Origin of the sequence: Microbacterium sp. NPDC058269 (assembly GCF_042881445.1) — a bacterium.
GTDB lineage: Bacteria > Actinomycetota > Actinomycetes > Actinomycetales > Microbacteriaceae > Microbacterium.
Window position 1 is genome coordinate 1,524,939 of record NZ_JBHVXT010000001.1, and the last position, 14,425, is coordinate 1,539,363.

At 69.8% G+C, this 14,425-nt stretch carries 12 protein-coding genes; 7 read left to right on the plus strand and 5 right to left on the minus strand.

The annotated features are described in order from the left end of the window. Positions 1 to 14 precede the first annotated feature (14 nt). Positions 15 to 1,181, plus strand: coding sequence for an ROK family protein (locus ACFVWL_RS07540; protein ID WP_387180507.1), 1,167 nt, complete (start codon positions 15 to 17; stop codon positions 1,179 to 1,181). Positions 1,182 to 1,259: 78 nt separating this feature from the next. Here the strand turns inward: ACFVWL_RS07540 and ACFVWL_RS07545 are convergent, their stop codons facing one another. From ACFVWL_RS07545 to ACFVWL_RS07555, 3 genes are read right to left on the minus strand one after another with little or no spacing between them, the layout of a single operon-like run. Continuing rightward, positions 1,260 to 2,186, minus strand: a complete 927-nt coding sequence (locus ACFVWL_RS07545) for a carbohydrate ABC transporter permease (protein WP_387180509.1) — start codon at positions 2,184 to 2,186, stop codon at positions 1,260 to 1,262. A gap of 2 nt (positions 2,187 to 2,188) precedes the next feature. Then, complete coding sequence (locus tag ACFVWL_RS07550; RefSeq protein ID WP_387180512.1) at positions 2,189 to 3,160, minus strand: carbohydrate ABC transporter permease; 972 nt, start codon at positions 3,158 to 3,160, stop codon at positions 2,189 to 2,191. A gap of 30 nt (positions 3,161 to 3,190) precedes the next feature. Next, positions 3,191 to 4,432 carry an extracellular solute-binding protein gene (locus ACFVWL_RS07555; RefSeq protein ID WP_387180514.1) on the minus strand — a complete coding sequence of 414 codons (1,242 nt, stop codon included), beginning with the start codon at positions 4,430 to 4,432 and terminating at the stop codon, positions 3,191 to 3,193. A gap of 294 nt (positions 4,433 to 4,726) precedes the next feature. Here ACFVWL_RS07555 and ACFVWL_RS07560 point away from each other — a divergent pair, with 294 nt between their 5' ends. Genes ACFVWL_RS07560 through ACFVWL_RS07585 form a run of 6 tightly spaced genes read left to right on the plus strand, consistent with a single transcriptional unit; the run spans position 4,727 to position 10,020 of the window. Beyond that, a complete protein-coding gene (locus ACFVWL_RS07560; RefSeq protein WP_387180516.1) occupies positions 4,727 to 5,623 on the plus strand; it encodes an SIS domain-containing protein in 897 nt (298 codons plus the stop codon). 24 nt (positions 5,624 to 5,647) lie between these two features. Beyond that, on the plus strand, positions 5,648 to 6,640 hold the full coding sequence (locus ACFVWL_RS07565; protein ID WP_387180519.1) for an ROK family protein: 993 nt from the start codon (positions 5,648 to 5,650) through the stop codon (positions 6,638 to 6,640). Further along, positions 6,637 to 7,581 (plus strand): 1-phosphofructokinase family hexose kinase, encoded by a 945-nt coding sequence (locus ACFVWL_RS07570; protein ID WP_387180522.1) that lies wholly within the window; start codon positions 6,637 to 6,639, stop codon positions 7,579 to 7,581. The genes ACFVWL_RS07565 and ACFVWL_RS07570 overlap by 4 nt, the downstream gene beginning before the upstream one ends. After that, entirely contained in the window at positions 7,578 to 8,432 is an 855-nt protein-coding gene (locus ACFVWL_RS07575; protein ID WP_387180526.1) for a ketose-bisphosphate aldolase, read from the plus strand. Before ACFVWL_RS07570 ends, ACFVWL_RS07575 begins: the two co-directional genes overlap by 4 nt. Then, the gene (locus ACFVWL_RS07580; RefSeq protein ID WP_387180528.1) at positions 8,432 to 9,208 is read left to right on the plus strand and encodes a DeoR/GlpR family DNA-binding transcription regulator; all 777 of its coding nucleotides are present in this window, start codon (positions 8,432 to 8,434) and stop codon (positions 9,206 to 9,208) included. Before ACFVWL_RS07575 ends, ACFVWL_RS07580 begins: the two co-directional genes overlap by 1 nt. A 26-nt stretch (positions 9,209 to 9,234) precedes the next feature. Then, positions 9,235 to 10,020, plus strand: coding sequence for a DNA polymerase beta superfamily protein (locus ACFVWL_RS07585; RefSeq protein WP_387180531.1), 786 nt, complete (start codon positions 9,235 to 9,237; stop codon positions 10,018 to 10,020). A gap of 254 nt (positions 10,021 to 10,274) precedes the next feature. Here the strand turns inward: ACFVWL_RS07585 and ACFVWL_RS07590 are convergent, their stop codons facing one another. Then, positions 10,275 to 12,725: a CHAT domain-containing protein gene (locus ACFVWL_RS07590; protein WP_387180534.1), complete on the minus strand. Its 2,451-nt coding sequence runs from the start codon at positions 12,723 to 12,725 to the stop codon at positions 10,275 to 10,277. Between the two features lie 123 nt (positions 12,726 to 12,848). Then, entirely contained in the window at positions 12,849 to 14,420 is a 1,572-nt protein-coding gene (locus ACFVWL_RS07595) for a S8 family serine peptidase (protein ID WP_387180537.1), read from the minus strand. Between the last annotated feature and the right edge of the window lie 5 nt (positions 14,421 to 14,425).

The window sequence follows — 14,425 nt, forward strand, 5'->3', positions numbered from 1 at the left end:
CGGAACGGGAACGCATGCTCAGCACGGATGATGGCCTCGACACCCAGGCATCGGTTCGGCGTGCGAATCTGCGGCGGGCGCTGCAGCTGGTCTTCCGGAATCCGGGAACGCAGACGCGCGCGGGTATCGCGAGGTCGACCGGACTGACGGCCGCCACCGCATCGTCTCTGGTCGCCGAGCTCATCGAGAGCCGGCTGATCGTCGAGGGCGAGCAGGCGGCGAGCACCGGCGGCAAGCGGGCGACCACTCTGAGCGTCGACGCGGGTCACCACCTGATCCTGGTGCTGGTGATCCAACCTCTGCACGCCGACATCGCTCTCGTGGCGCTCGACGGCACCGAGGTCGAGCTTCGGCGGGTGAACTACTCCGTCGACAACCGCGACCGCACCCTCGACGATGCCGTATCGGCGGTGGCGGAGGAGTTCGGCGGACGGCTCCTCGCGGCCGGCGTCCAGCTGCCTGGCACGACGGATGGGCGGTCGGTGCTCGAGAGCGTGCAGCTCAAGTGGCAGAACGTGCCCCTCGCCGAGCGGTTCGAGCGCGTGCTCGATGCCCCGGTGCTGCTGATCAACGACGTCGACGCGGAGGCCATCGCCGAGGCCGGCATGGAGGAGTCACCTTCCGGCTACCGGCTCTTCATCCACCTCGGCGGCGGCGTCGGTGCGGCGGTCACACTCGGCGGCGAGCTGGCGCCGGGCCCGCGCGACCGTGCCGGTGAGATCGGGCACGTGCAGGTCGTGTTCGGCGACGCCGCGCGCGCCTGTCGATGCGGGCAGCACGGATGCCTGGAGTCGGCCGCAGCGCTCGGGGCGATGCTCGGCGACGAGTTCTCCGACGCCATGGATGCGCCCGAGATCCGCGAACTCGCCGCTCACGCCGATGAGGAGAATCTCGACGAGGGCGCCCGCGCGCTGGCCAGGGCCGTCAAGCTCATCAGCGCGTTGCTCGACCCGATCGAGGTGGTCATCGGCGGACCGGCGACCGAGCTCGGGCCGCGCTTCCTCGACCGCGTGCGCCGGGAGACCGAATACCCCGCTCGCGGCACGGCGCAGGTGCCCGTCCGCTACGCCGACCCCCGCGTCTCCCTCGCCGCCGGTGCTGCGCAGGCCGCGTTGACTGCGGCACTCGGCGTGCGCTGGAACCCGGAGCAGCTGCGCGCAGCGTCCACGTCGGCCCCCTGACGGAGGCACCCTCTCGCGAGCTCGATGAGAAGGCCCCGGATCGCGGTGCGAGCCGGGGCCTTCTCGGTGAAGCGCGCGCTACTTGACGCTGCCCGCGGTCAACCCGCCGACGAGGCGCTTCTCGATGAGCATGAACAGGATGACCACCGGCAGGATCGCGACGATCGAGACGCCGAACACGTACTGCCAGCTGGTCTCGTACTGACCGACGAACTTGGTCAGCGCGACCGACAGCGGCTGGTTCTTGTCGGTCGACAGGATCACCAGCGACGCGGCGAACTCGTTCCAGCAGGCGACGAACGTGAAGACGATCGCGGTGACGATGCCCGGCCACACGAGCGGCAGGTTGATCTTGAACAGCACGGTGAAGCGTCCGGCGCCGTCGATCTGCGCGGCCTCGTCGACCTCTTTGGGGATGCCGGCGAAGAAGGAGTGCATGATCCACACCGCGAACGACAGGTTGAAGGCCGCGTTGATGAAGATCATCGCCGTCCAGGTGTCGCCGAGTCCGAGCACGGTGAACTGGCGGAACAGGCCCGAGGTGAGCACGGCCGGCTGCAGCATCTGGGTGACGATCACGAGGAACAGGAACACCATGCGGCCGGGGAACTTGAACCGCGCCGTGTAGTACGCCGCCGGCAGCGACACCAGCAGCACGAGCAGCGTGGCGAACACGGCGATGACGATGGTCGAGATCAGGTTGTACGGCAGCGGCGTCTCGGGGGTGGACCACATCGAGATGTAGTTCTCCCAGTGCCACTCGATCGGGAGGTAGGTCGGGTCGACCGACCGGATCTGCGACTTGGTCTTCACCGAGCCGAAGAACATGATCAGGTACGGCAGCACGAAGATCGCGAGCACCAGGAAGCCGGCGACGGTGCGCAGGATCACGCGGGGCAGCGTGACCTGGTCTTCGGTGTAGCGACGCTTGCGGCCCGGGGTCGGCGGCGTGCGACGGCCGCGGCCTCCGGCAGTGGTCACGAGCTCGGTCTCGGTCACGGTCATGATCAGACCTCCTTCATGGGCTTGACGATCTTCACGTAGGCCGCGACGATCATGATGACGATGAGGAAGGCGACCACCGAGAGGGCGCTCGCGACATCGACCTTCTTCTGCAGCTCGATGTACTTGAAGATCAGGGTCATGATCGTGTCGGCGCCGTAACCGGGTATGGATCCGGTCATCACCTTCAGGATCGGTAGCGAGTTGAACACGTTGATGATGTTGATGAGGATCGCCACGGCCAGGGCGCTCCTCAGTTGCGGGAGCACGATCGACCAGTAGGTGCGGGCGGGACCGGCGCCGTCCATCTTCGCCGCCTCGATCGCGTCGGCCGGGACCGACTGGAGCCCGGCGAGGATCGTGTACGTCGTGAACGGCAGCGACACGAAGATCGCGATCACGATCGACCACGTGAACGCGGTCGCGGGGTTCTTCGTCCACCCGTAGCCGACCGCGTCATCGGAGAGCCCGATGTCGTAGAGGAACTTGTTGAAGATGCCGAAGTACGGCTCGAGGCTGTAGTAGAACACCATGGTCGTCATCACGACGGACGCCGCCCACGGCACGATGACGGCCATGCGCACGAGCTGACGCCCGGGGAAGGCCTTGTTCAGGATCTGTGCGAGTCCGAGCGAGATCACGACCGTGAGCGTCACGACCGCGACGACCCAGACGATCGTGCGGAAGAAGATCGGCCAGAACTCGGCGAAGGTGAAGACCGTGACGAAGTTGTCGAAGCCCACCGAGCCCTTGTCGAGGCCGGACAGCGAGATGTCACGCGTCGAGTTGAAGAACATCACCCCGGCGGGGAACAGCACCACGCCGATGATGAGCAGCAGCGCCGGAGCGATCCACGGCAGCGCCTGGAGCAGATCCTTTCCACCCGGCCTGCCACGCGTGGCATCCGGGGTCTTCCGGGGGCGGGGGCGGCCGGTGGCCGCCCCCGCGAGGTTCGAGGACTCTGTCTTCTGGCTCATTCGGGTACCCGAACCTCTCCGTCAGCGGGCTCAGCCCGCGTCGACCTGTGCCTGGATCTCGGTCAGCACGTCCTGTGCCGGCTTCGACTGCAGCTGGCCGAACAGCGACTTGAACGCACCGTCGGCGGCGGACCACTTCGGGTTCGTCGACGGGTAGAACTGCGCGTCGGGCAGCACGTCGAGGAAGGGCTTGAGAGCCTCCTCGCCGGAGAGCTGCTCGGCACCGGACTTGGTGACGGGGAGGAAGCCCTCGGCCTGCACCCACGGCACGTAGACGTCGGCGGAGTAGAAGTAGTCGAAGAACTTGGTGATCGCCTCCTGCTTGTCGCCGTCGTTCTCGAACGCCATCAGCTGGTCCATGACGCCGAGCGTGAACGGCGAGCCGTCCTTCGTCGGGATCGGGACGATGGAGTAGTCCAGGTCGGGGTTGTTCTCCTCGATCTGGCCGACCGTCGGCGGAAGACCGACCTGCATGCCGATCTTGCCCTGGATGAAGATGTCCATCAGCGGGGAGCGCTGCGTCGAACCGGGGTCGGCCTGGGTCGCTCCGGCGTCGATCATCTTCTTGATCTGCTCGGCGCCGACCAGGTTCTCCGGGGTGTCGATCGTGATCTCCGACGCGTCGCCGAACGATCCGCCGCCGCCCCACAGCCATACGGCCGCCTCGGCCTGCGCCTCTTCGGATCCGAGCGGCATGCCGTAGCCGGCGACACCGCCGCCGAGGGCGGAGACCTTGGTCGCGGCATCCAGCAGCGAATCCCAGTCGGTCGGCGCCTCGACGCCCGCCTGGGAGAGCAGAGCGTTGTTGACGAACAGGGCGCGAGCTGAGGCGATCATCGGCAGCGCGTAGGCCGTGCCGTCGATCTCGGCGTTCTTGAGGAACGACTCCTGGAAGTCGGAGTACGTGTCGTCGGAGACGACGTCTTTCGTCGGGTAGAGCAGCTCATCGCCGACGAATCCGGCGAACGGGCCGCCGTTGTAGATGTCGGGTGCCTCGCCCGCCTGGATCTTGGTGGAGACGACCTTCTCGAGGTTGTCCCACGACTGCACCTCGAGCTTGACCTTGATGTCGGGGTTGGCCTTCTCGAACCCCTTGATCACCGTCTCCCAGTTGGCCTTGGTGCCGTCGGAGTAGCTGGGGACGAGGAGATCGATGGTGTTCGCTCCCTCGCCTCCGCCGTCGCCGGACGAACCGCCGAACCCGCACGAAGCGAGCGAGAGCGTGGCGACGGCCGCAATGGCGGCGGCGCCGAACCGCAGTGACTTCTTCATGTGTATTGCATTCCTCACTGTGATGTCCGAACCCTCGGCGGCGGGGCCGCTTCGGGAGGGGGGTGTGGTGCACAGTCGCAAGCACATCACGCGACAGTGCGTGGTGACCGCTTCGCCGGAAGGCTGCCGCGATCGTTCAAGCCGGGGCTCGGGGGTGGAACTTGTCTGATTATTTGTCAGGAGAACAAACAAATCAAGGTAAAGCTGTTGGCGCTTTGATTCGACGCCATACTATGATCGAATTGAGCTTCAAACGATCACAACTCTGCAACTTATCGCCAGAAAGGCACCTCGATGACGGAATCGCTGCCCGGCGCACACATGCGCGAAGAACTCCATTCCCAGCCGGAGATGTGGGCGCGGGCCGCAGATCTGACGGCCGAGCAGGCGCTGCTCCCCGCCTCGGGTGCGCGGATCGCCGTCGTCGGCTGCGGCACCTCGTGGTTCATGGCGCAGTCGTACGCGGCCCTGCGCGAGTCGGCCGGGCACGGCGAGACCGACGCCTACGCGGCATCCGAGGCGTTCCTCGACCGCGGGTACGACGCCGTCGTCGCCCTCACCCGCTCCGGAACCACCAGCGAGGTGCTCGAGCTCGTCGACCGCATCAAGGGGCGCATCCCCACGGTCGGGGTCATCGGCGACCCCGATTCGCCGCTCGTCTCGCTCGTCGACGACGCCGTGCTGCTGCCGTTCGCCGACGAGCAGTCGGTCGTGCAGACGCGATTCGCGACCACCGCGCTCGCCCTCTTCCGCGCCTCGCTCGGTGAAGACCTCTCCGGTGCCATCGCCGACGCCCAGGCCGTGCTCGCCGAGGATGGCGACGACGAACTGCGCGATGCGGAGCAGTACACCTTCCTCGGTCGCGGCTGGACGATCGGTCTGGCTCACGAGGCCGCACTGAAGCTGCGTGAGTCGTCGCAGTCGTGGACCGAGGCGTACCCCTCGATGGACTACCGCCACGGCCCGATCGCGATCGCGGCGCCGGGACGCGTCACCTGGCAGTTCGGCGAGGCGCCGGAAGGCCTCTCGGCGCAGGTCGAAGCCACCGGTGCACGGTTCGAGCAGCGGACGATCGACCCGCTCGCCGACCTCGTGCGCCTGCACCGTACGGCACTCGACCGTGCCGTCGCCCGGGGCCTCGACCCCGACCAGCCCCGCAACCTCACGCGATCCGTCATCCTGGATGCATGACGCAACCCGCCGCCGGAGCTGACCATGACCCGAGCTGACGGGACGGACGCCGTTCCCGACGTCGAGCGCGACGCGACCGGTGAGAAGCTCGCCGCCGTGCGCACCCTCGGTGTCGGCGCGCCCGTGCTGGCGTTCGATGTGGGCGGAACCGACATCAAGTCGGCGCTGTTCGACGCCGACGGAACCGCGCTCGGGCTCCGCCGCACGCCCACCCCGATCGCCGACGGCGACCGCACCCAGGTGCTCCTCGACCGTCTCGAGGTGCTGGCGGCGGAGCTCCGTGCCGCGCACCCCGATGTCGTGCCGCAGGCCGTCGGGCTCGTCGTGCCCGGGATCGTCGACGCGGATGCCGGGTTGGGCGTTTTCGCGAGCAATCTCGGCTGGCACGACTCCCCGCTGCGCGACCTCGCCGCCGAGCGTCTCGGGCTGCCGGTGGCGTTCGATCACGACGTGCGTGCGGCGAGTTGGGCGGAACGCCGACTCGGCGGCGCTCGCGACTACGCCGATTCGGTGGTGCTCGTGATCGGCACCGGGATCGCGGGCGCGCTGCTGGTCGGGGGTGTCCCGTACACCGCCGGCGGATACGCGGGTGAGATCGGACACTCCCCGATCGCCGATGGGCCGATGTGCGCGTGCGGCGCACGAGGTTGCCTGGAGGCCGTCGCCTCGGCCGGCGCCATCGCCCGGCGCTACCGCGAGGCGACCGGGATCGCCCCCGACGGTGCGAAGGATGTGATCGCCCGGGCGGCGGCCGGCGACGAGGTCGCCGCGGAGATCTGGAACTCGGCGCTCGACGCCCTCACCATGTCGCTGGCTCAGCTCACCGCCGTCGTGGCCCCGGAAGCCGTGGTGATCGGCGGCGGGCTGTCGCGTGCCGGCGGCGCTCTGTTCGACGAGCTGCGCATGCGCCTGGCCGCGCGGCTCAGCTTCCACCGCATCCCGGCACTGGTGCCCGCAGAGCTCTCCGGCAATGCGGGACTGCTCGGTGCGGCCCTCCGCGCGCGGGAGCTCACGTGATCCTCACCGTCACCCCGAACCCCGCACTCGATCTCACCTGGCGCGTCGACCGGCTCATCGAAGGCGGAACGCACCGGGCGGATGCCGGAGCGGCACGCGCGGGCGGCAAGGGGCTCAACGTCGCGCGCGTCGCGCATGCGCAGGGTGCTGAAGCGCTCGCCGTGACCACGATCGGCGGTCGGGTCGGCGAGGAGTTCGCCGCCGAGCTCCGGGCCAGCGGGGTGCCGCATGCCCTGGTGCCGGTTGCCGCAGAGACACGTCGCAGCATCGCGGTGGTCGACGAGACGCTCGGGGACACCACGATCATCAACGAGCGTGGGCTGAACCCGACCGACGTCGAGTGGGCCGCACTGCTCGCCGAGGTCGTCGAGCGGTTGTCGGGTGCACGCGTGCTGGTCATCTCCGGCAGCCTGCCGCCCGGAGCGCCCGATTCGCTGCTCCCCATGCTCATCGCAGTGGGGAGAGATGCCGGGGTGCCGGTCATCGTCGACACCTCGGGGCCTGCGCTCCTGCGGGCGGCCGATGCCGGAGCCACCGTGCTGAAGCCGAACGCCGCCGAACTCACCGAGGCGACGGGCATCGCCGACCCGGTCGAAGGCGCCCGCTCGCTGATCGCCCGTGGCGCGGAGCTCGTGCTGCTCTCGCTCGGGGCCGACGGGATGCTCGCGCTCACGGCATCCGATCTCGTGCATGCTCGGCTCGACGAACCCCTCGCGGGCAACCCGACGGGGGCCGGAGATGCGGGTGTCGCCGCCTGCGCTGCGCTGTACGCCGACGGGGTGCGCGACCCCGAGCAGATCCTCCGCCGGGCCACCGCCTGGTCCGCCGCCGCTGTGCTCACCCCGCTCGCCGGCGACATCTCCCCGCGCTGGACTGCTCTCGAACAGCAGCTGCGCGTTTCGCATCCTGACCCTGAATCGTTCCGGAAGGACCCTTCGTGACCCTCGTCTCCGCTCGCGACCTCGTCTCTGCAGCATCCGCCGCCGGCACCGGCATCGGCGCGTTCAACGTGATCCACCTCGAGACGGCCGAGGGGCTGGTGCGCGCGGCCGCCCTCGCGCAGCTGCCGGTCATCCTGCAGATCTCGCAGAACTGCGCCGACTACCACGGCGGACTCGAGCCGATCGCGTTGGCCACGCTCGCGGTGGCCAGGCGCGCGCAGACGCCCGTGGCGGTGCACCTCGACCACGCCGAGCGGCCCGAGCTGGTCGACGAGGCCATCGCACTGGGCTTCGGCTCGGTCATGTTCGACGGCGGCGCTCTGCCCTACGACGACAACGTGGCTCTCACGGCGGCGGTCGCCGCCCGGGCGCACGAGGCCGGTGTCTACGTCGAGGGCGAGCTCGGAGAGGTGGGTGGCAAGGACGGGGCGCACGCTCCGGGAGTGCGCACCGACCCCGACGAGGCGCGTGCGTTCGTCGCGGCCACCGGCGTCGATGCCCTCGCGGTCGCGGTGGGTTCCTCGCACGCGATGACCGACCGCACGGCGTCCCTCGACCTCGACCTGATCGCGCGACTGCACGAGGCCCTCCCCGTTCCGCTGGTGCTGCACGGATCGTCGGGCGTCGCGGATGCTGTGATCGCCGACGCCGTGCGCGCGGGGATGACGAAGATCAACGTCTCCACGCACCTGAACGGGTTCTTCACCCGGGTGGTGCGCGAGAAGCTCGACGCCGACGAGCGCCTGGTCGACTCCCGCAAGTACCTCGCCCCTGCCCGCGATGCCCTCGCGGACGAAGCTGCGCGCATGCTCCGACTGTTCGCGTTGCAGCCCGCGGAACCGGTCTCCTGATGAAGCGGGCGGCGCGGCTGAATGCGATCCTCGACCTCCTGGCCGCGAAGGGCGAGGTCACGGTCGAAGAGCTGGTCGACCAGTTCGAGGCATCGGCTGCAACCACACGCCGAGACCTCGACACCCTCGCCGAACAGCGGCTGCTCACCCGGACCCACGGCGGCGCGGTGGCGCAGAGCGTCGCCTACGAGCTGCCCATCCGCTACAAGAGTCACCTGCGCACGCACGAGAAGGCCAGCATCGCGCAGACCGCCGCCGGCCTGGTCGCCCCGGGCATGGTGGTCGGGCTCTCGGGCGGAACCACCACGACCGCTATCGCCGCAGCCCTCGCCGCGCGCGACGACCTCGCGGGGAACGGCGGCATCACCGTCGTCACCAACGCCGTGAACATCGCCGCCCAGCTCGCCACGCGGCCCGACATCAAAGTCGTCGTCACCGGCGGCGTCATCCACTCGCGCAGCTATGAACTGGTCGGTCCGTTCGTGGAGCAGCTGCTGCGGGGGGTGCGGCTCGACATCGCCTTCATCGGCGTGAACGGGATGGATGCCGGAGCCGGCGCGACCACGCAGGACGAGCGCGAAGCTGCCGTGAACCGGATGATGGCGGAGCGCGCTCGCCGTGCGGTCGTGGTGACCGACGGTAGCAAGCTCGGCGTCGAGGCGTTCTCGACAGTCGGGGGCGCGGAGCTCTTCCCCACCGTGATCACCGACTCCGGAGCGGACCCCGAGGTGCTCGCGGCCCTTCGAGCTGCCGGATACACGGTGCTGGTCGCCTGAGCCCGGACACCGGGTATCTTCGAGCAATGCGCGCGATTCCGTCATCCCTCGATCCGCTGGTGGTCTCCGAGATCGACCGGCGACTCGACGGCGTGTCTGCGGAACACGGCGTACGCATTCCCTGGGCGATCGAGAGTGGCAGCCGCGCCTGGGGTTTTCCGTCTCCGGACAGCGACTACGACTGCCGGTTCATCTTCGTGCGGGCGCGCCAGGACTACCTCTCGCTGTGGCCCGCACGCGATGTGATCGAGACCCCGCTCGACAAGACGTTCGACGTGAACGGGTGGGACCTGGCGAAGACCGTGAAGCTCCTGGTCAGAGGCAACGCGACGGCGATCGAATGGCTCCGCTCGCCCATCGTCTACACGGGTGAGAGCGCTTTTCGAGAGGGCCTGCTGACTCTGGCGACCGACGTCGTCGAACGGGGTTCGATCGCACGTCACTACCTGCACATCGGGCGTCAGCAGCAGATCGGGGAGACCACCCTCAAGCGGTTCTTCTACACGCTGCGGCCGGCTGCGGCACTCCGGTGGCTCGCGGATCACCCGCACGAATCCGTTCCCCCCATGGACCTTCCCACGCTGCTGGTGGAGAGTTCGGTTCCACAGGCGGTGACGGACGCGGCCGCGGAGCTCATCGCGGCGAAGGCGGTGACCCGCGAACTCGGCACCGGCACGCCACCCGCCATCCTCACGCGGTTCGTGGCGGACGAACTGGAGCGCGCCGAGTACTTCGAGAACGTGGCGCCCCAGCGGGACCCCGCCGTGATCCGCGACATCGCGGATCACTACTTCACCTCTCAGCTCAGCTGAGTCGCTCGAAGCCCGGACACCCCAAGGGCCCCGACGTCCCCAGATCGTCGAGGCCCTATGAGGGTGTCGCCGCTGCATGCCGCGACACCCTCGAGCAGATGGTGTCCGTGTCGTGTTCGCGCTCCCCAGTGCGCATGATCCCCAGATCCGACTGCGCCTCCCTCGCGCCTCACCCTTCGAGGCCCTTCGCATGGCACCTTCCGAAGAACAGGAGCGTGCAGCATCCGTTCTGATACACCGAATGGAGGAAAAGTTCAGAATCCGTCGCCGTGACATTGGAACGGCGCGCTCAGACCGGTGTCGACGGCGGCCCTCGCGAGTGCGACGGCGGGCGCAGCGCCCCCGGACAGACCCGTGTGCACGACGCTGAGCAGTTCGCCGGCCACGTCATCGGGGACGGCGACGGGAGCGGCGACGACGCAATCCGCGCCGGCGTGCAGCCACACGCGTGTCATGCCCAATGCCTCTTCACCCCAGCGCACCGAGGAACGTCCGAGCTCGCAGGCCGAGAGGATCACGGTCGTCGGGACCCGCGGAATGAGGTCGACGTCGTAGCCGAAGAGGATGCCGTCGGTGAGCTCGAAACCGGAGAACAGCGGGTTGTCCACCGCGTGCCGGCCGTGCGCGGCGATGTGGAGCACATCGGTGGCCGCGGCGAGTTCGGTGACCGCCGCGACCGTCGCCCCTTCGCTGTGCAGAGTCTGCGGTGAAACGCCGGCGCCTCGCCAGGCCGCAGCCGCACGTCCGATCTCGTCGCCCGCGCGAGGGACGCGGGGGCCGGCGGCGAAGCCGATCGTGGTCGGCTGGGTTCGGGGCCGAGCGGGTTCGCCCAGCAGGCGCGAGACGGATGTCGCGAGCGTGAACGGGATGCCGGACATGCCGGGGAGCATCGCCCACGGAACGCCGCCGAGTGCCCCGGGCACCGTGATGGCCAGTCTCGCTGCGGATGGTGCGGCGAGCAGCAGCGGGGCGAGGAGCTCGGCGTCGAGGATCGCCAGGCGCGAGGCCAGCGCACGTTCGGTGACCTCGCCCATCAGTCCTCCACGGGTCAGCGCGGCCATGTCGAGGTCGGCGCGGAGGCCATCGAGGGCCGACTGCACCCGCGTCCATGACAGGTCGAGGACCGTCGCCCCCGACGAGGTCACCACGATCGCGTGCAGGTCGGACCCGGTGAACACGTACGACAGGACGGCCATGTCGCGCTCGAGCTGCGCCGTCGCCTCCGCGAGCCCCAGGCGTTCACGGGTGCCGCTCGCCCCGGTCGCCGCCCACTGCCGCTCGCGCACGCGGTCGCGGAGCGTGCGGACTCTGGCATCGGTCGTCCAGTCGGCGCCCGCCAGCTCGGCGCGCAGCATCCGCAGCTCCGCCAGGTCCACCGCGAGGGATTCGTCGTGCGGGGGCCGCACGGGGGCGACCTGCTGGCTGAGGTGCCGCGCACGTTCCGACCACTCGAACAGGGCGGCTGGGTCGCGCAGTCGGGCGGCGGCGGAGAGCCCGGCGAACATCAGGTCGCTGCCGTGCATCGCGACGGAGGCCTGCAGGTCGAGCGCGCCGAACGACTGCTGCCAGACCGTGAGCAGATCGAGGCCGTCGGCGGCCGCCCGCAGCGCGTCGCGGTCACGGCCGGCAGCCGCAGCACGGGCGGCACGCACCTCGTGGGCGCGCAGTCGCAGCGGCGTCGGCGCCGTGTCGTCCAGTCGCGGCAGTCGCCCGGAGCCATCACGTCGAGCACTCAGTCGAAGCCCTGTCGCCTCGGTGCGGAAGCCGCCGAGGTCGAGGGCCTTCGCGGTGCGGGCGAACTCCGCGTCGTCGATGGGGCGGTGCGGCTTCGCGCGCTGCCGCGCCTCGAGCCGCACCGCTTCGGCACGGGCCGCCCATCCGTGGTTCGCGAGCGCGGTGAAGCGTCGGGCGGCGGTGCGGGCTGCGCGTTCGGCGGCAGCGGGATCGTGGCGAAGGAGCGAGCGCGCCAGGTGGAACTCCGACTCGCCCCTGGCCTGCCGCATCCGCTGGGCCCCGAACTGGACGGCGACCTGTTCGAGAAGTACTTCGGCCTCGGTGGTGAGCCCCGCGTCGCGCAGTACCTCTGCGCGGTCGAGGTCGCTGATCGCGGCGGCCAGGTCGCTGATGGCAGCGAGCTTCGGACGGGAACGGGTCATCAGGGTGAGCGCGGTGACGAGGTCGCCCCCGAGCAGCGCCGCATATCCGAGGTTGTGCCGGGCCTCCGCCAGCGGCTCCTCATCATCGTTCGCCTCGTACACGGCCACCGCGCGCCGCAGATCGTCGATGCACGTCTCGAGCTCGCGTTGCTGCATCCGCACCACGGAGCGGTTCATCAAGCAGTTCGCGAGCTCGGTGGTCTCGTCTCCGATCGCGGTGAGCGTGTCGATCGCGCGGGTGAGTTCGACCTCGGCCTCGGCCAACCTGCCGCCGTGCATGAGGAGCGTGCCGAGCTGCCCGCTGAGCACGGTGACCGTCTCGGTCCGCAAGCCGGAGCGGTCGAGGGCCTCGCGGCACAGCTGCTCCGCGGCGGCCGGCTCTCCCGTCTGGGCGAGGACGTAGGCGACCGTACCGTCGATGCGCGCGCGAAGATCGGGGTCGTCGGTACGGGTGGAGGCTGCGTCGAGGGCACGCCGTGCCTGCGCGAACCGTCGGGCGTTCGCCGCCTCGACGCCGCGCCGGTGCAGCTCGATGGCGGACAGGGGCATCCCCCCAGAATGCCCTGCGTCGGGTCTGCGGGGAAGAGCGCGGATCGAGTGGATTCCGCGCGCGGCGCCGCGCACCAGGACGGGCCGCCCGCATCGGTACGGACGGCTCGTCCCGGGGGCGCGTCAGACGGGGTCGACCGGCGTCGGCAGTGACTTGAGGACGGTGGCCACGGCTTTCGCCGCGGTGCCGGAGCTGACGCCGCCGACCGGCACGGTGCCGAGCTGTGCGGCGATGCGCCCTGCGACGTACGGTGCCGAGAACGACGTGCCGCTCCACACCGCGAACCCGCCGCGATAGTCGTCAGGGTCGATCGTCTCGCGGCGGAGCCCCTCGACGTCGGCCCGCGTCACCGCCTGAGTGCCGCCCACGAAAGCGGGCGAGGTGCTCACCACGGCGGCTCCCGGCGCGTAGGCCCGTACCCACGGACCGATGTTCGAGAAGAGGGCGACCGACTGCGCCGACGGATTCAACGCTCCGACAGAGACGAGCGGTGCATCCTTGTCGGGACGGATGCCGTTGTCCGAGCCGGGCCAGGGCCAGAGCGACGCCGGGAACGAGGGGCGATCGATCGCGTCGTTGCCGGCCGAGCACACCACCACGCATCCGAGCTCACGTGCCTTGGCGAGCAACTGGTACAGCGTGAGGCTGAACAGTCCGTCGGTCGGTGTCTCGTGGTAATAGCTGAGCGACAGGTTCAGCACATCGATCGGGAAGCCGGTCTTCGGGTCCTCGCGGTGGCGGGCGAGCAGGGTGACGACCTGGGCGACGGTCTCGAGGAGGGTGCTCTCGTCGACCACACCGAGAGCTCCGGCCACCCGGATCGAGAGGATGTCGGCATCCGGAGCGGCCTGTCGGACGAGGCCGGCGATGAAGGTGCCGTGCCCGGCGACCGCGTCGATCTCGCCGTCGAGCTGCCCGTACAGGTCGGGGTAGCGTTCGGGATCTGCATCGTCGGTCAGCCCGACCGGCACGCCGTCGAGGTCGACCGTGCGCGTGACGATGTCGGCGGGCAACCAGGCATGCTCGCCGCAGCCGGTGTCGAGCACTGCGACGACGGGGCGCCGTCCGCGTTTCGGGGCGGGCCCACGCACGGGGGCCGGCCCCAACCAGGTCACGGGCTGTCGGGCACCGCGTCCGGGCTCGAGGTAGTCGTCGCTGCCTCCCGCGCCTCCACCGGCTCCGCGCACCGGGTTGGTGCGGGTGAACGGATTGGTGCGGGTGAACGGGTTCGTCCTGGTGAAGGGGTTGAGTCCGACCGGATCGATCGACAGCACGTGGTCGAGGCTCGTCCGCGGCATCGTCGAGCGGGACATGCGGCGTGCGCGCTGGAGCACTCGCCAGGCGTCGGGCGCGACGGGCGATTCGCCACGGACCGGTTCGTCGGGAGTCCGCAGTCGTGCGCGCAGGAAGCCGGGAACCCCCGGCACCAGTTCGCCGTCGACCGCCGAGCGGGTGCCGTCTTCGATCTCGAGCTGCCAGCCGAAGGTGTCGGCCGCGTCACGCAGCGTCCGCACCTCGCGGTCGTAGGCCTCCTCGTCGCCGAGCGCGCGGGTGATCAGCAGCCGCTCCGGCAGGTACGCCGTCGGAAATGCGCGGATCCCGTCCACCGGCTCCGTGCTCGGATCGAGCGCCGTGCCCCGGCGGATCGATCCTTCCGCGCGGTCCTGCCAGGTCCATCCCTTGGGCTGATCCATGCGTC